An 18,281-nucleotide genomic window follows, 5' to 3' on the forward strand; every position below is an offset into this window, starting at 1 on the left:
ATTCTTTTAAAGATCAGTCGTTAGTCTAACATATTTTGAAGCACTTAGTTTCCTTTGGCTAACAAAATATTTCAGCCGCAAAACTAAGCATCAAATTTTCATTGAAGTAAAGATTACGTGTATTTTTGCGACAAGTTTTGACGAATGGAACTAGAAAGACGAAAATCTGCACTTATCTCGCTTGGAAAAGCACTTCAATCAATAGAAACTCATCAGCTCGATGAACTTTGCCTACTCGCTGCAAACCAAAACAATTGGTTTACGGCAACAAACGTAAAGCACGCGCTGGCGGCTTGGGCAAGTTTGCTTACAGCGGAGAGCGTTAATACTTGGCTTGATGGTTATAGTCTAACACCTGATTCCCCTAAAAATGTAGGGCTAATCTTAGCAGGTAACATACCGCTTGTTGGCTTGCACGATGTGCTTTCAGTGCTAGTATCTGGCCATATTGCTTGTATAAAGTACTCTTCGCAGGATACCGCACTAATGAAATTTGTGCTAAAAACCCTTTTCGATATTGAACCGGCATTCAGTAAGCAGGTAAAAGAGGTAGAGCAACTGAAAGGAATTGATGCGGCAATTGCCACCGGTTCGGACAATTCGGCCAGGTACTTCAAGCAGTACTTTGCCAAATTCCCTCACATAATCCGACAAAATCGCACTTCTGTAGGTATACTTAATGGTGACGAAACGATTGAAGACTTTAAGGATTTAGGTAATGATATTTTTCAATATTACGGGCTAGGCTGCCGGAATGTAAGCAAGCTGTATGTACCAAAAGACTACAACTTTGTCCCTTTCATTGAAGCTCAGGCTGAATTTGAGCAAGCCATTGAACACCATAAGTTCCGCAACAACTACGATTACAATAAGTCAATTTACTTAGTGAATAAGGAGCCACATTTAGATAGCGGTTTCTTTCTAATGCGAGAAAGCACAGCGCTTGTCTCCCCTATTTCTGTGCTGTTTTATGAGCAATATGAAAGCGAAGCGCAACTGGCCTTAAAACTTTCTGCCCATAAGGAAAAAATACAGTGCGTAGTTTCCAAAAATGCTTGGCTAGAAGGCTCTCTTGCTTTTGGCACAGCTCAACAACCCGCGCTTTGGGACTATGCTGATGGCGTAGATACGCTAGAATTCTTGACAAGTTTATAACCTTTCGCTTAAGAAAGTAATTTATTGGTATATTCAACAAGTTATGGGGTTCAACCTTTTACTTAATTGCGATTGCCTATGAAGTCTCCTCAAATTCCTAAGAATGAAAAAGAGAGGTTAGAAACGCTTAGGGCGTATCAGATTTTAGATACGGCACCCGAAAAAGAATTTGACGACATTGTAAAAATTGCCACACAAATATGTGGAACACCGGTTTCATTAATTAGCCTAATTGACGAAGACAGGCAATGGTTCAAATCGGCACGCGGAATGGATGTTGCTGATAGCCCGCGAGCTATTGCCTTTTGTGCACATGCCATTAACGAGCCCGACAAATTACTTGTAGTTGACGATGCTTCTAAAGACGAACGCTTTGCTGACAACCCTTTTGTACTAGGCGACCCGCCAATAATGTATTATGCCGGGGCACCGCTTGTAACCACCGATGGTTATGCTTTGGGCACAATCTGCGTGATTGACAATGTACCCCGAAAACTGAAAAAGGAGCAATTAGAAGCGCTAGAAGCTTTGAGCAATCAAGTTATTCGCCTTTTTGAACTAAGAAAAGGCAATAAGGATGTTGAAGACTCTAAGCAACTCTATAAACAATTAGTAGAGTCAGTTGGCGATTATGTTTTTGAGGTAGGCAAAAAAGGCATTTTCAACTATGTTAACCCACAAATTAGCGAGGACACGGGATACTCCTTTGAAGAGCTTACCAGTATGCACTATTTGGATTTGGTGCATGATGACGACAAAGAGAAAGTAGCTCAATTCTACCGTACCGAAATCAGCAACCGAGAAGAGGATTCGTTCATTGAGTTTAGGGTAAAAACCAAGAACAGCAAATATGACCCACTATACGTAGGTCAACGCGTTACCATATCCTTTGCTGAGGATGGTAAAATGAGCAATGTTCGCGCAATTGCCAGAAACATTACCAATGAGGTTCGGCTAAGAGCAGAGCGAGATGAGAAAGAAACGCTTTACAAGCTTATTTCAGAAAACGCTCAGGACCTTGTTTGCCTGCACGATGTAGATGGTACTTATACCTACGTTTCGCCATCTGTTAAAGAAAACCTTGGTTACGAACCTGAAGAGCTATTAGGAAAATCTCCTTATGACTTTATTCTGGAGGAAGACAAAGAAAGAGCCTATCAAGAGGCGCATGCTCCTCTAAAAGACGGTGATAAACAAAACACTTTAAAGTATAGACTTCGCCATAAAAGCGGTGAATACATCTGGTTCGAAAGTATTTCTTCTGCGGTATTGAATGATAAAAATGAAGTAATTGCTCTTAGATCATCTACACGAAACATCCAAACACGGATAAAGCAAGAGGAAATTATTAACGAGCAAAACCTTAAACTACAGTCATTTGTATCCTCTACCCCTGCTCCTGTTGCTATGCTTGATAGAGAGTTGAAATACTTGGCTTATAGTGAAAAATGGATAGAAGCATACGGATTACAAGGCCAGCAAATCTTTGGTAAACGACACTATGATATATTCCCTGAAATTGGAGATGAATGGAAGGGACACCACCAAGATGCCCTCAATGGCATTACACACAAATCTGACGAGGACCTCTTTATCCGTGAAAACGGTGATAAGCAGTGGCTTAGATGGGAAGTGCGCCCTTGGTACGAAAAAAGTGGTGATGTTGGCGGAATAATTATGCTTACAGAAGATATTACTGAACTAAAAAAGCAAGAACTTGAGTTAATAGATGCAAAAGAAAAAGCCGAAATTGCTTCTGAAGCTAAGGCGAACTTTCTTTCGGTAATGTCGCACGAGATAAGAACACCACTGAACGCAGTGATTGGCCTATCTCATATTCTTTTGCAGGAATCTCCGCGTACTGACCAGATTGAAAGTTTAAAGACAATACGATTTTCAAGCGAAAACTTACTCAGTTTAGTAAACGATATTTTGGATTACAATAAAATAGAATCGGGAAAGATTGATCTAGAACACATCCATTTCAACTTAAGAGAATTGGTTGTGAATATTAAGCAGGCGCAAAATTTTAAAGCGGTCGAAAAGGGAATTGGCCTTAAACTGTTTTATGATCAGGACATTCCTTTAATGGTAAAAGGCGACCCAACGCGATTAGCTCAAATAATAAACAACTTATTGGGCAATGCGATAAAATTCACACACAAAGGAGGCGTTAAATTTACAATTGAAGAAAAGCAGCGAACAGAGGAAAAAGTAAGCCTTCATTTCGAAATCACCGATTCTGGAATTGGTATTTCGAAAGAAAATCAAGACAAAATATTCGACAGGTTTACACAGGCCGAGTCGGATATTACGAGGCATTTTGGAGGTACTGGGCTTGGTTTATCAATTACCAAACAACTTTTAGAGGCGATGGGAAGTGAGATAAAGGTAGAAAGTGAATTGGGAAAGGGTGCAACCTTCTCTTTTGATCTAACCCTTACGGTTAGTAAAAATCAAGAAAACAACATTAGTAGTGGCCTTAACTTTAGCAGTCAGCTAGAAAGCCTTGAAGAAGAGAACATCAAGATACTTCTTGTTGAAGACAACAAGGCTAATCAACTGGTAGCCAGAAAGTTTTTAACCAATTGGGGTATAAAAGTAGACATTGCCAACGATGGCTTTGAGGCACTAGGCTTAATAAACAGCGAAGATTATAATTTGGTACTTATGGATCTTCAAATGCCTAAAAAGGATGGACTTACCACTACTAAAGAAATAAGAAGCATAGCTGGCGATTATTACAAGGAAATTCCCATTCTGGCCCTTACAGCAAGTTCCGAAAACAGTACTTATGAAAGAGTTAAGGAGATTGGCATGAATGATATGATCACTAAACCTTTTATTCCTGCTGAACTTTATAAGAAAATCGTAAAATTCGCACTTAAGAAAAATAAGCCTGTGCCTAATACTGTAACTGAAACTACTCCTTCGGCTGAAGAAAATGAGCTTTACGACCATTTGAACACCTATGCAGAAGACGATCACGAATTTTTGCTTGAGTTGGTAGATGGTTTAGTGGATAACATCAATGGTTTTCTCAAAGAGTACCCCGAAATGATTACTACTGGCAACGAGTCGAAGGCAAAGTTCTTACTACATAAGATGAGGAACTCGCTCATGATGACCGGTTCTAATGAAATTATAGCTTTGGGGGAAGATGCCATTAGAATGATGAACAATAAGGAAGAAGCCAGAAAGGTTTTAGTGGAGTTGGCACAAAAGAGCCATGAGTTGCTTGACGAGCTAGCAAAGATCAAATAGCGCGTAACGCTATATTCGAGTAAGGGAGAAGCCCAGCCACTTCTCCCCTATACTGACCTCTGTTTTCTCATCCTTTTTAAATACCAGAAGTCACTAAAACTGTAAGCTTCGGGTGGCGGTAAATCCGCTCTTCAAACAATCTCCCCCAAACTCGACTTATTTTAGTAAAAACACTATCTTTGGAACCCTTTACGAAGGGTACGTTAGAATTTGAAAACCTTACAAAAACCCCATTTAAATGGCTTTTGACATAGAAATGATCAAGGCTGTATACGAAAAGATGCCCGCCCGGGTAGATGCAGCCAGAAAATTAGTTGGAAAACCCCTTACACTTTCAGAAAAAATCCTTTACTCACACCTTTGGGATGGTGAGGCTAAAGAGGTTTTTGAGCGTGGTAAGTCGTATGTAGACTTTGCTCCTGACCGTGTTGCCATGCAAGATGCAACGGCTCAGATGGCGCTTTTGCAGTTTATGCAAGCTGGTAAAGAAAAAGTGGCGGTTCCTTCAACTGCACACTGCGACCACTTGATTTTGGCCAAGCAAGGTGCCGAACAAGATTTAAGAAATTCATTAACAGCTTCAGGTGAAGTTTTCAACTTTTTGGAGTCTGTTTCCAACAAATACGGTATTGGTTTCTGGAAACCAGGTGCTGGTATTATTCACCAAGTAGTGCTTGAGAACTACGCATTCCCTGGCGGAATGATGATTGGTACTGACTCTCACACCGTAAATGCTGGTGGACTAGGAATGGTTGCCATTGGTGTTGGTGGTGCCGATGCAGTAGATGTAATGGCAGGAATGGCTTGGGAGCTTAAATTCCCTAAGCTAATTGGCGTTAAGCTTACTGGTAAAATGAACGGTTGGACATCTGCCAAAGACGTAATTCTTAAAGTAGCTGGTATACTTACTGTAAAAGGTGGTACAGGAGCTATTGTAGAATACTTCGGCCCAGGTGCTCAGTCGCTTTCAGCTACTGGAAAAGGTACAATCTGTAACATGGGTGCCGAAATTGGAGCAACAACTTCTACTTTCGGTTACGATGATTCAATGGAGCGTTACTTAAAAGCTACAGACCGTGCCGATGTTGCTGAATTGGCCAACGGCATTCGCGAGCACCTAACTGGCGATGCAGAGGTTTATGCTAATCCTGAGCAATATTTTGACCAAGTAATTGAAATCGACCTTGATACTTTAGAGCCGCACGTTAACGGTCCTTTCACTCCAGATAGAGCAACGCCTGTATCTAAAATGAGAGAAGAAGCCGAAGCTAACGGATGGCCACTAAAAGTTGAGTGGGGATTGATTGGTTCTTGTACCAACTCTTCTTACGAAGACCTTTCAAGAGCATCTTCTATTGCGCAACAAGCGGTAGACAAAGGCTTAAAAACTAAGGCAGACTTTGGTATTAACCCAGGTTCTGAGCAGGTACGCTACACTGCAGAGCGCGATGGTTTGTTGAAAATCTTTGAAGATTTAGATGCAACGATCTTTACAAACGCTTGTGGCCCTTGTATCGGTCAGTGGGACAGAACAGGTGCAGATAAAGGTGAAAAGAACACCATCGTTCACTCTTTCAACAGAAACTTCTCTAAAAGAGCCGATGGTAACCCTAACACTCACGCATTTGTAACTTCACCAGAAATGGTAGCAGCTATCGCTATCTCTGGCGATTTGGGCTTCAACCCTATTACAGATACGTTGACCAACGAGAAAGGTGAGCAAGTAAAACTTGATCCACCAGTTGGTGAAGAGTTGCCAGATAAAGGTTTCGCTGTTGAAGACAACGGTTACCAAGCACCTGCCGAAGATGGTAGCGGCATTGAAGTAATTGTAAAGCCAGATTCTAAGCGTTTGCAACTGCTTGATCCATTTGCTCCTTGGAACGGTGAAAACATTACTGGTGCTAAGCTTTTAATCAAAGCATTTGGTAAGTGTACTACTGACCACATCTCTATGGCTGGTCCATGGTTGAGATTCAGAGGTCACTTAGATAATATTTCAGACAACTGCTTGATTGGTGCCGTTAACGCATTCAACCAAGAAACGAATAATGTTAAGAACCAGCTTACTGGTGAGTACGGCCCTGTACCGGCAACACAGCGCCAGTACAAAGCTGAAGGAGTTCCAACCATTGTTGTGGGCGACCATAACTACGGTGAAGGTTCTTCTCGTGAGCACGCAGCCATGGAGCCTCGCCACTTAGGTGTTAAAGCTGTATTGGTGAAGTCTTTCGCGCGTATTCACGAAACTAACTTGAAAAAGCAGGGTATGTTGGCATTGACATTTGCTAACGAAGCTGATTACGACAAAGTACAAGAAGATGATACGATCAACTTCTTAGACTTAGATAAATTTGCAGCTGACAAACCATTGCACTTGGAGTTTGTTCATGCCGATGGAAGTAAAGATGAAATCGAAGTGAATCACACTTACAATGAAGCGCAAATTGGTTGGTTCAAGGCAGGTTCTGCACTGAACTTAATTAAAGCACAGAACGCTTAAGCAACAGCTTAACGTAAACAATACAAACCCCGACTGAGAAGTTGGGGTTTTTCGTTTACAAAACGTACTCAGCTTATAATTTGTGAATCAAACAGTTAGCGTCTTTACTTATCAAAATCATTACTAGCATTCATCCTTAGCCCCTTTTTGGCAAGAATATTGGTTCGTCTCTAATCATTATGAGACAACTACTTTACTTAACACTTGCCCTAGCCATACTTTTCACTGGCTGCTCTAAACACCAATATTTTACTTTCTCTAGCGATTTACCCAAAACAAGTAACGACTTGTACTACTACGAGTCAGACTCGCTAAAAATTGAGTATAATTTCACCTCATCAAGTTCTATTGAAGTAACCGTACACAACAAATCAGACAATCCAATTCTTATCAATTGGGAAAAATCCTCCATCATCTTCAACAATGAAAGCCTTGCCATGGCTAATGGAGATTTAAACTTTAAGGGGTCTGGTTCATCTTTAGAACTCTTCGAGGACGTGACATACTCCGACTTTCATGGAACAATTAAAGGAGGTAAAAACCAGACTTTTTTACCACCACAAGCCTTTGTGGCAAATACATTTAACAAAGTACCCTTGGGCTATCAAAAGCGACTTAAAAGAGAAATGGATTTTGAGAAAATGTACTTTCCAGATGCGGTTGTAAAAAAATATTCATTCGACAAATCTCAACCTCTGGCCAAATTAAAAAGCTATCTATACATCGAAAATCCCGATGAGTCCGCATTTAATGTTAGCCACGATTTCTGGGTTTCCGAAATCCTAGAAACTAATAATGGAAGACTAAAACTTGGACAAAACCACTTAAAACAATCCAAGGTTACAACGACCGGAGCTATACTTGGTACCACAGGGGTTGTTGGGCTTTTGGTTGTAGCAGCGGCAGCCGAAGAAAGCAACTAGCTTTTTCACCCAAAAAGGCAGGTAAAAACACCTGTTTACATACATAATTATCTCTGAAAGAAGTCATTAGACTTATTGCTACGGGATAATTATGTAACTTTCATTAAACAACAAACACACACAATCATGTCGAATTCTGTTCAACCAAACATCACTACACCCATTGTTCGCGATGACTTGGGTCAAACATTGCCAAACGTTCAAACTGGACTTGGCCCTTTGCTAGGTCTTGTAGGCAATTGGAATAGTCCGCAAGGTGCTAGCTCACAGTCGGGCTACAATGTAATGCCATTGCCTCAGGACAATACACCTGCAAGTGACAATGTAATTTTGAGAAATTTCCATTACTACGAGGAAATGACTTTCTCTGCTATTCCGGGCGATGCAGCCAACCGCGGTGGCGACTACCAGCAAAATTGCTGGGTACTGTTTTACGAGCAGCGCGTTTACTTTGGCTTTGATGCAGGCCCTGCTGCAAACACTTTGGTACATGCCGAAAATGGGGACTGGCTACATTTGGTAAATGTACAGCAGGACAAAGGTGCCACTGAAAACCCGAACGATCCGGAACCACTTCCGACCGGAGGTATTCCGCAACCCATGTTCCCTATTGTAAAGCAGGTATCGGTGCCGCATGGCAATTCTATTCTGGCAGTTGGTAACGCCACTACTGGTACAGGTGCGCCTCAAATAGCCAATGCCAATACAATACCAACAGGTCAGGGAGTAACAAGTGCCCTCAAGTCCATTTATAACAATGGTGTATACGACCCGAACAATTTAATGCTCAACCCAAACAAAATTCTTCAGGATCATATTGAAACGGTGAATGAAGGCGACAAGCTAATTGAAAGCTATATTCAGTTTGATGTATCTAGCAAAAACGGAAATGGTGATGTACGCAACATCTTGTTTGAATACAAAAAGGCTAAGGTAACAGACTTCCACACCACTTTCTGGTTAGAAACACTCAAAGATGGTACTAAGCAATTACAATATTCTCAAACCATAGAAATGACATTTGCAGATAATCCAAATGTTACTTTCTACCATATTGATGCGAATACACTAGTTCCTGTTGCTCAGGACGCTTAAATCAAATGGGCTGCTGAATTTAAGTTCAGCAGCCCATTCTCTAGTCTTTGAATCTCCTCTTCCCTATTGCTCTCTAAAGAAATTAAGTTCAATCCACCGAGCTTTCCAAATTTGCCATACCGCAGTCACTTCATCAATTGACTTACTATAGTCTTTTGCAAACTGTTTGATTGTCAAGTTGATATCATTCAGGCGCTTGAGAAGCGTTAAAAAATGAAACTGTTCTTCATGAATATCAAAAAGAGAGAGTTTGAAGTTATGTCGTAATACAACACAGTAACTCAATTGCTTTAAGGGTACTTCTGGTGTTCTCTCATGCTTAAAATCGCTATAATAGTTTTGAACAGGGAAATCGTATTTAAAGAGATAACAAATGGGCACCAATTTCAAATTGCTCTTAATCGTCTTGCTTGTCGCTAGCTTATAATGCTCCTCAGCTTGCTCTTCAAATATTTCATTCAGCTTAAATTCAAAATCAGCCAAGGCGATTATAAAATCTATCCATTCTTCCTTTTCCGTAGCTTCTCTATCTGGCCTGGCATTTTCAAGGTACTTGGTAAATCCTCTTCCGAGTTCTCCTAAATTGTAATGCGTACTAGGATTTTCCGCTAAGTATTCATCCGCAAATGCGGTGAACAGTTCTTCACCCAAGCAATACTCCAAAGCACTAAACTGCTGTGCCATACAATTGCGCAGTCTGGCGATATAGCTTCTCTGGTAAATAGCTAAATGCTCCTTAGCAGAAAGTCTTGAGCTTTCTTTCACCACATTCCCTTCAAAACTTGACGGAAGTAAATCAGCTGGGTTTTGTGCAGTTTTCTGATGCGGATCCAACAACATCTGTTGCATCCACTGCTGAAACATACTCAGGGGTATTTTGCTATCGGTAGCCATAAAAAGCTAAGCTATTTCGGTAGGAATGAAATTAATCGGATTGGAAACAGACTCAACCATTCCCTCGTGCTCAGTCTCCACTAAATCAGGCATATTTTCATGCATGTATTTTTTTGCCTTAAGCAACTCAGAATGGTAAACATCAAACTCAGGAATGTTACCATCCCACTCCAAAAGAATGGAGTTCTTTCCAACAAGTCGATAAGCTAGATTGAACAATTTCCATACTTCGCTGGTCACTTTTCTATCGTGCGTATCGATAATATAGTTGCCACAGTGCTGATGGCCAGCCAAGTGCATTTGCACAATACGATCGTGTGGAAGGCCTTTTATGTAAGTCACTGGGTCGAAATCATTATTGAAGGAAGAAACATACACGTTGTTTACATCCAACAACAAACCACAATCGGTTCGTTTGGTCATTTCAGATAAAAATTCCCATTCGGGAATATCCGAATTGGTGAAGCTGGCATAGGTACTCGGGTTTTCAAGCATCAATGGCCGCTGCATAAACTCCTGTACTTTTAGCACCCGTTCGCACACATGATCCAACGACTCCTCATTTAAAGGTAAGGGCAACAAGTCGTGTGAATTAATGGTCAGTACGCCCGTCCAACAGAGGTGATCGCTCACCCATTTTGGCTTAACCTCGTCAGCCAGCGCTTTCAAGCGTTTTAAGTACTCGAAATTAAGCGGATCGGTGCTACCGATAGATAAAGATACCCCGTGAAGCACCACGGGATATCTTTCGGCAATCTGATTTAGAATATTTCTAGGCCTACCGAACGAGTCCATAAAGTTTTCCGAAATGGCTTCAAACCATTCCACTTCTGGTGCTTGCTCTAGAATATGGTTAAAGTGCTTACTTCTAAGTCCCAAACCAAGTCCAAGAGCTGGTAGTCCTAATCTTTTAATAGACACGTTTAGGGCAAGTTGAAAGGGTTTTGCTCATCTCCTGTTGACTGTTTTCTTCCATGGTCTCTACATTAGCATTTGCCTCAGCCTGTCTTGCATCTTTATTCTGAATGTAAGAACAGCTTCTGCTTCCACTCTGTCCACAAGAAGAATGATCTTCAACGGTCTTTTCGCCATAAAGCTCCGAAATGTATTCATTACTAGGCCCAAACTCACCTGCCGGAGGTGCACCAAACTTTTGGTTAGAAGCCTTCCTTTTTTCTTCAAAACGGGCACGAGCTAATTGCCATACACTACGCCCTTTGTTCGGACCCTGTACTATAAATCGAGAGTTAAGAATTGGCGCTCCACAGCTACCTTGGTAGCGGCATTCATTTTCTGATGGATGACAAAACTCTTCGGTAGTACCAAACAAGCCGCATCCGCCTTGTCCTTTACACTCATTTAAAGTGTGGCAAGGATGACTAATAGTTGAGCAATCTCCCATTCCTGCACATTCATTTGTGCCCGAATACCCATTGCCTTGGCATGAATTAAGCCCCATGCAAACATGTAGTTCTTTGCCAACGTGTAATTCTGCCTTGTTCAGCTTCTGGTTGGACTTCTCTCTTATCTTGTTGTGTGTTAGTTTCATTGTTATGCTGGTATTGATGGAACATTTGGTTGTACAGAATGGTCTAAACCTACATCTGGTAAGGATGGCAAATATGCCTCGTCATTATATAGCCAACTCCAAGCAGCCACAGAATCGATATCGGGGTTTTTGCTAGGATTAGAATTAGCCAAGCTCTTGGCTATTTCTATTAGCTGTTCTTTTGGTGAACCTGAAGCCTCTGAGAAATCATAAAATTCAAACGTCAAAGATGGTGTGTAAGAACTACCGTCATTTGCAGTAAATGTATAGCTGCGCATTGCATTGCCCACATCACTCAGCAGCCAAATCATAGACTTATGAATACCGTACATAAACACCTGAAACTGCGTATGCTCATCTTTATAATAACAGGTTTCAACCATAAGAATAATATAGGTATAAAGCGCGTTACCAAGCTTCGACATCCAAGCAATCTCTTCTTGGTTTGGCCCCGTACCTAAGTCGTATGTAGCCTGTTTTTGGTTTGGCAATTGATCGGCCACGAAATAGCTAAAAAAGTCATCCATGCCGGCAATTGCACCAAATTTCTCTTTGTAATGTACGCCTAAACTGTACACCTCTAAGAACTTAGCGTAATGCGAAAGCTCTTCCTTAGCAGGATCATCGTAATCTCCCGGTTTAAACTGCACCTTTCCATTAACCACAGGTAAAGGAATTGGCATGTTGTTACTATCGAATTCTAACTTATTATGGTCATCCGAATCATTTCCTTCGCCTTGATGCTTAATTTCATTCATGGCTTTTATGGCCGAAGCAGCATCATAAACTCCCACCAAGTCACCACTGTCATCGGCACTACCAAAAACAGGCTTGTGTTTTTCATCATAATAGACCGTGTTTACAGAGTTTTGAGAGTAAAATGGTCTAGGCGGCTTACCTGGCTCATTAGGCAGTAACTGCGGTTTTGGTGCATAAGGACCAGGGTAATGCTCTTGAACGCACTCAATAATCATATTATACAACCTGCCGATTGTCTTATACTTCACCACGTCATTAGCCGTCTCTGGTGAATCTGCTGGATCAGTAAATGGATCTGGGCTTTCTATTTGTAAGAAGGTAGAAAGTTGGTCTAAGTCGAGCTTTCCTATATTAATGACAAACTCAGGTTCATGCCCCACTAATTCAGCCGGAAACTTCAGCGTTTTACCAATTGATATAAGATCTGGAGAAGAAGAGATAGCTTGCTTAACATTACATGCTAAAGAAAGGTGCAGCATTTCTTCTACAACTACGCTCATAATTAAGGCCGCAGCCTTGTTGGCGTATACTAAAATATCTGTCTTTAACTCTTCCGCTAGCCTCTCATTCGGTACTTCCTGATCAATAGAGGTGTTGTTCAGCTGCTTATATATTTTATCATATAGTGCATCCTGATCTTGCGCCCTATTGATGGAGTAATAAGTGGAAAGGTAAGTTGGAATTGTAGCGAGCTCAAGGGCTATCGCCTGTTGCATTACTTCCTCGAAATTTGCAGGCGTAACTTGATCCGCTACTGCAAACAGTTTGTGTGTTTTCATACGTAAGTGTGTTTATCTTTAGGAAATTAGCGCTTTCTTAAGTGTTTTTCAAAACCTAATGAATGAAAAAACTTGAGTGCAAGGTAAAAGCAAATTGTATAGCGGAATTATTCAAATTGAATAAGACCCTATATAGTTGCTTCGGTAATACCCAATGACTTAAGAAAAACTCTTAGGCATAAAAAAAGGGCATTTAAGCCCCTTTATCTATACTTTCTAAACCAAGCCAAAATGTTATCCACTTTGGCAATTAACTGGCTAGGCCGATTAGCAATGCCATGATATGCACCCGGCAACTCTACTAATGCCGTTGGAATTTTACGAATTTTCAAAGCACCGTAAAGCTGTTTGGCTTCGCTTGGTGGTGTTCTGCGGTCTTCCATCCCTACCATTACCAAAGTTGGCGTTTGAATATTCCCCACAAGTGAAATTGGCGAAAAGCCCATATAGGCCTCTATATTTTCCCAGGGCTGACCCGGAAAACGAGAGTTGGCATAGCCATAGTAATTATCGGCCATTAGAGTTTTGCTTATCCAGTTCATTACTGGCTTTACCACGGCAGCCGAACGGAAACGGTTGTTCTTACCAATCATCCAGGCAGTCATTATTCCACCAGCACTACCGCCCGTTACATAAAGCTGATCTTGATCGATGTACCCTTTTTCAATCATAGCATCTACCCCACTCATTACATCGTCATAGTCGTTGCCAGGGTAATTGTGGTAAAGTAAATTACCAAACTCTTCGCCATAACTGGTACTTCCTCTTGGATTCGGGTAGAAAACCACATATCCATCGGCAGCAAACAACTGAAGCTCCATTGAGAAGCGGTCGCCATAGTTCGAAATTGGACCACCGTGATTTTCTACCAACAACGGATACTTCTTATTCGGGTCGAAATTCGGAGGTGTTATGATCCAACCTTGCACTTCTCTATTATCAAAGCTCGACCTGTACCACACCTCTTCTACTTTGCCTAAGTTTCTATAATCCAAAAAATCTTTGTTCAAATCGGTTAACTGAGAAGTTTTGCCACCCTTAACCACCTTAGAAACATCGGCAGGGCGATACGGTGTGCAGCTGGTGTATACAATAGTACCATTATTGGCAATGCTGTAAGAACCACCTCCGTATGGACGACCTATTGAAGTACCGCCAACACTTTTTGCTACCTCGGTAGTTTTACCCGATTTCAGTTCATGGTAACCGATTCGGGTATTGCCCCTATCATCGTAAATAAAGTAAAATCCCTTGCCATCAGCTGCCCAAGTAAGCGATGAAACAGAACGATCTAAATCGAGCTTGATTTCCTTTTTGCCAGAACCATCCTCGTTCATTTGGTAGACCTTTGTGATTTGATAGGTCTGTACCCTATCGTCATAACCAGTATAAAGTAATGTTTTACCATCAGGTGAAAGTGCGGCACCTCTATCAGGACCATTTCTATCTGTTAAGGCGGTTATGTTTCCACTCGCTAAATCGAGTTTATATATCTCTGAATTGCGAAAGTCATAATCCCATTCCTCGTTTAGGTTTGTAGTGAAAATAAGTGCACTCCCATCTTTAGTCCATACCGGAGCGCCAGAGAAGTTAAAATCTCCATCAGTTAACTTACGAACAGTTCCCCCATCAGCAGGAATGATGTAATAATGGTTGAAACCATCAGGGATATAACCTCGCCCATCTGCTTCATATTTCAGTCTAGTTGTTACTCTTACCGGGTCTGCCCATTGTGCACCACTTGGTTTGGCTGGTGGTGACACTAACTGTGGAGCTTTCGCTGGAACGAACATTGAAAAGGCTATTTCATCTCCATTTGGCGACCAAGAAAGGCTGCCCGGAGAGCTTGGCAAAGCAGATATTTCCTGCACATTGTTATACTCAAAGTCATAAATGAAAATTTCTGAACCTTGTTTGCCGCTGCTGGTAAATGCCAGTTTACTACCATTAGGCGACCAAGTTGGGTTCGATTCATTCTTATCGCGGTCGGTAAGTTTTCTGTGTGCAGAACCATCAACATTCATTATCCAAAGCTTAGATGTTGCCCGATCCGTCATAATATCGTGCCCCCTTCTTTGGTACACTATGTATTTTCCGTCTGGTGATATTTGAGGATTAGTCACCCATTCCAACTCAAAAACATCAATATTCTGAAGTATGGATTTTTCCTGTGCAACTAAACCAAAAGCCAATAAAAATGCGGCTAAAGCAAATGCGTATCTCATAGTTAAAGTGTTTGAGCCTTAATATAGTTATTCAATCTCTTCGTGCAGCGGAACTTCGTGTGACTGGTTATTCCAACCATATAATTATATGGAAGGCTGCCGATTTACTTAAAATTCATTTCTATCTTAAGCTTGTTAACCGAATTAAATATGAGAAAACTAACACTACTACTATTGGTGGGTGTGCTGGCCATTCCTTTACACGCACAGAAGAAAAAAACATCAAAGAACAAAGCAGCAGTTATAACATCTTTAGATGCCAAGTTTGACGAACTAAGCGAGCTAAGTGATAAGATCTGGAGTTATGAAGAAGTAGCATTTCGCGAGGACCAATCGGCCAAAGCTCTGGCCGAATATGCTGAAGCCAATGGCTTTAAAGTAACCATGGGCGTTGGGGAAATTCCTACCGCTTTTGTCGCTGAATATGGATCTGGCGGACCAATAATTGGCATAATGGGTGAGTTTGATGGTTTACCCGGGCTATCGCAAAAGGCTGTTCCTACCAAAGATCCCATAAATGAAGGTGGCGCAGGTCATGGCTGCGGTCACAATCTTTTTGGAACCGCATCGCTTGGTGCTGCAACCACTATAAAAGAACTGATTGAAGCTGGAAAACTAGAGGGAACCATCCGGTTTTATGGTACCCCTGCGGAGGAGAAATTCTTCGGTAAACTGTGGATGATTCGTGCGGGATTATTCGATGATGTAGACATTATGATGGACTGGCACCCTAGTGCTGAAACCAAGGCTGATGTGCAAAGCAGTTTAGCCCTTGTAGACTTTATGGTTGAATTCTACGGTCAAGCCGCACATGCCTCTGGCGACCCTTGGAACGGACGAAGTGCATCTGACGCCCTAGAGCTTTACACCACAGGAATTAACTATTACCGAGAGCACATAAAACCAACTGTTAGAATACATTACCACATTCAAGATGGTGGCAAAGTGGTGAATGTAGTGCCCGATTACTCTCGCATATGGACTCGCGTAAGAGACACCAAGCGCGAAGGCATGGAAGTAGTTTGGAAGCAAGTAGAACGTATTGCTGAAGGCGCAGCTATAATGGCCAATGTTGACTATAAAATCAGCCTAATTAGTGGTATTCACGAAGTACTGGTAAACAGAACCGGAGGCGCGGCCATGCAAAAGAACCTCGAGTATTTAGGGAACATTGAGTACACTGAGGCAGAAACCAATTTTGCGAAAAAGATTCAGGAGGCTACTGGAAAACCACAGGTTGGTATGGATATGGAAATTCGCCCACTTGAAGAAACCCAGGAGCACCCAATGGGCGGCTCAACCGATGCTGGCGATGTTAGCTTTATAGTACCAACAATTCGATTAGGTGTAACTACCGCACCAAAAGGCACGCCATGGCATAGTTGGGCAGTAGTAGCGTGCAGCGGCATGTCTATTGGCCATAAAGGATCAAACTACGCCTCAAAAGCACTAGCCATGACCATGGTAGATTTGTTTGAAGATGCTGAGCTGAGAGAAAAGGTAAAAGCAGAATTTAAAGAGCGAAAAGGAGACTATGTTTACAAAGGCATTCTACCTGATGGACCGCCTCCGTTGGACTATAAGTAAGGTTTCAATTGAGAAGAGGCTGCCTCAAAAGCAAACCGTCATTCCCGACACCGATCGGGAATCTCTTTGAATTAGGGTAAAGCCTGAATGAGATTCCCAGTCAAGCCTGCCTGCGGCAGGCAGGCTGAGAATGACGAAAGTATTTAGCTTTTGAGACAGCCTCTTTTAATGCCTCTTCTAATTAATCCAACTTAATTCTTCTAATTTCTATCAAACCCCAGTTTTCAACATTCAGGTTTTTATGCTCATCGTAAGCTGGCCATGGGCTATTGGCTAGGTAGTAGAAATAGCCATCCTTTACTTGGCCTAAAGTCGGTTCCCCTAAGGTTTCTCCTCCCCTGTTAATCACCCGCTCCACGAGTATATTCGTACCCGATTCATCCAAAAAGTACTGCACCACTTTGTAAGGTTTAGTGCCATTATGAATCGCAATGAGTGAATTTCGATAATAGTAAAGGCCATCAATTCCCTTTAAAAGCGAGGTGCTTGGAGCAAATACCTGCTCTATATCATCAGTTGCTATATTCACGCGAAATAACCCAGAAATGTAATCAGAGAAGTACAGGTATTGTTCGTCATCGGTTAAGGCTAAACCCTGTAAATTAAAATGGGTATTGGTTAGGTCGAACTGCTTGCGCGTAAATGCACCATAATAATTGGTAGTATCTGTATCGTCTCTACTAAGGTATGGCGACATACTGTTTGAAAGCCATAATCTCTTTTCACTATCAGGGTAAATATCCCCAATTATGGAGCCTTCATCATACTCTAGCCCTTGTAGAATCAATTCATTCTCTACATCAATTTGTAAAACTACGGACTTGCCATTGTCGGCAGCCTCAAACCCTAACATTTCGGGCATGGCAGCTGTGGCAGCCCATAAAGTATTTGTAAGCGAATCGAACTTCATTCCCAATACCGCATAAGGAGTTTCAACAAAATCAACATAAGTGCCGTTAGGCTGCACTTTCACAATCTTTTTTTCCCTTACACTTCCCAGTAAAACCGTTCCATCATTCAACACTACAAAACTTTCAGGGTGTAACTCGGCTGCATCAATTTGTAGAAAAACTTCATCGTGAATTTCTCTTCTTGTTAGCCATTTCTGTAAAGCCACCAAATCATCGTATTGCTTGTGCTTACGAATGTTATCAAAATCCGAATCTGACTGAAAATCGATAGTTGCATCCATCAGCATTAGCTGATTGAGCTTTTGTACACTCCGAGTCCTTCTTCCATTTAGAGACCACGCACCGGCCAGTCTATAAACAATGGTTGGGTGGTTTGGCCGCTGCTCATCAGCACTCCGTAGGCGTTCTAAATACAATTCATAGTCCTGCGCCTCATAGGCCTCTAGCGCTTCTTGATAAAGCTGGTTGGTAGTTTTTTGTGCAAAAACAGCGGCTGGAAAAAGCAGTAGCAGCAACAAAATTTTCTTCATAATAAATGAAGATAACGATTCTGATTAAATGAAGTTCTTGTAGAAATGGCTAGAAAAAACAATTCCAGCCGGAGCTGGAATTTTTAGGTAGTTTAGATGAAGTCTTT

The 18,281-nt window shown here is 41.6% G+C and carries 12 protein-coding genes; 6 read left to right on the forward strand and 6 right to left on the reverse strand.

The window, feature by feature from the left end:
* Window positions 1-144: 144 nt before the first annotated feature.
* The 5 genes from BMW98_RS11060 to BMW98_RS11080 all read left to right on the forward strand — a co-directional run bounded on the left by BMW98_RS11060 (window position 145) and on the right by BMW98_RS11080 (window position 8,940).
* Window positions 145-1,155 carry an acyl-CoA reductase gene (locus BMW98_RS11060; RefSeq protein WP_090258648.1) on the forward strand — a complete coding sequence of 337 codons (1,011 nt, stop codon included), beginning with the start codon at window positions 145-147 and terminating at the stop codon, window positions 1,153-1,155.
* Between the two features lie 78 nt (window positions 1,156-1,233).
* Entirely contained in the window at window positions 1,234-4,419 is a 3,186-nt protein-coding gene (locus BMW98_RS11065; RefSeq protein WP_090258649.1) for a PAS domain S-box protein, read from the forward strand.
* A 238-nt stretch (window positions 4,420-4,657) separates the two neighbouring features.
* A complete protein-coding gene (locus tag BMW98_RS11070) occupies window positions 4,658-6,922 on the forward strand; it encodes an aconitate hydratase (RefSeq protein WP_090258650.1) in 2,265 nt (754 codons plus the stop codon).
* A gap of 179 nt (window positions 6,923-7,101) precedes the next feature.
* On the forward strand, window positions 7,102-7,845 hold the full coding sequence (locus BMW98_RS11075) for a hypothetical protein (RefSeq protein WP_090258651.1): 744 nt from the start codon (window positions 7,102-7,104) through the stop codon (window positions 7,843-7,845).
* Between the two features lie 126 nt (window positions 7,846-7,971).
* Window positions 7,972-8,940 carry a heme-binding protein gene (locus tag BMW98_RS11080; protein ID WP_090258652.1) on the forward strand — a complete coding sequence of 323 codons (969 nt, stop codon included), beginning with the start codon at window positions 7,972-7,974 and terminating at the stop codon, window positions 8,938-8,940.
* A 63-nt stretch (window positions 8,941-9,003) separates the two neighbouring features.
* On the opposite strand, the gene BMW98_RS11085 is transcribed toward BMW98_RS11080, so the two are convergent.
* From BMW98_RS11085 to BMW98_RS11105, 5 genes are all read right to left on the reverse strand, one after another.
* The gene (locus tag BMW98_RS11085; protein WP_090258653.1) at window positions 9,004-9,834 is read right to left on the reverse strand and encodes an HvfC/BufC N-terminal domain-containing protein; all 831 of its coding nucleotides are present in this window, start codon (window positions 9,832-9,834) and stop codon (window positions 9,004-9,006) included.
* 6 nt (window positions 9,835-9,840) lie between these two features.
* Entirely contained in the window at window positions 9,841-10,755 is a 915-nt protein-coding gene (gene bufB / locus BMW98_RS11090) for an MNIO family bufferin maturase (RefSeq protein WP_090258654.1), read from the reverse strand.
* Window positions 10,745-11,383, reverse strand: a complete 639-nt coding sequence (locus tag BMW98_RS11095) for a hypothetical protein (protein WP_090258655.1) — start codon at window positions 11,381-11,383, stop codon at window positions 10,745-10,747. The genes bufB and BMW98_RS11095 overlap by 11 nt, the downstream gene beginning before the upstream one ends.
* Before the next feature lie 2 nt (window positions 11,384-11,385).
* The gene (locus tag BMW98_RS11100) at window positions 11,386-12,921 is read right to left on the reverse strand and encodes a ferritin-like domain-containing protein (protein WP_090258656.1); all 1,536 of its coding nucleotides are present in this window, start codon (window positions 12,919-12,921) and stop codon (window positions 11,386-11,388) included.
* Between the two features lie 203 nt (window positions 12,922-13,124).
* On the reverse strand, window positions 13,125-15,146 hold the full coding sequence (locus tag BMW98_RS11105; protein ID WP_090258657.1) for a S9 family peptidase: 2,022 nt from the start codon (window positions 15,144-15,146) through the stop codon (window positions 13,125-13,127).
* A gap of 150 nt (window positions 15,147-15,296) precedes the next feature.
* On the opposite strand from BMW98_RS11105, the gene BMW98_RS11110 reads away from it, so the two are divergent.
* Window positions 15,297-16,733, forward strand: coding sequence for an amidohydrolase (locus tag BMW98_RS11110; protein WP_090258658.1), 1,437 nt, complete (start codon window positions 15,297-15,299; stop codon window positions 16,731-16,733).
* 181 nt (window positions 16,734-16,914) lie between these two features.
* On the opposite strand, the gene BMW98_RS11115 is transcribed toward BMW98_RS11110, so the two are convergent.
* Complete coding sequence (locus BMW98_RS11115; protein ID WP_090258659.1) at window positions 16,915-18,174, reverse strand: SMP-30/gluconolactonase/LRE family protein; 1,260 nt, start codon at window positions 18,172-18,174, stop codon at window positions 16,915-16,917.
* Window positions 18,175-18,281: the final 107 nt, after the last annotated feature.

This window comes from Roseivirga pacifica, from assembly GCF_900111145.1.
In the GTDB taxonomy this organism is placed as follows: domain Bacteria; phylum Bacteroidota; class Bacteroidia; order Cytophagales; family Cyclobacteriaceae; genus Roseivirga; species Roseivirga pacifica.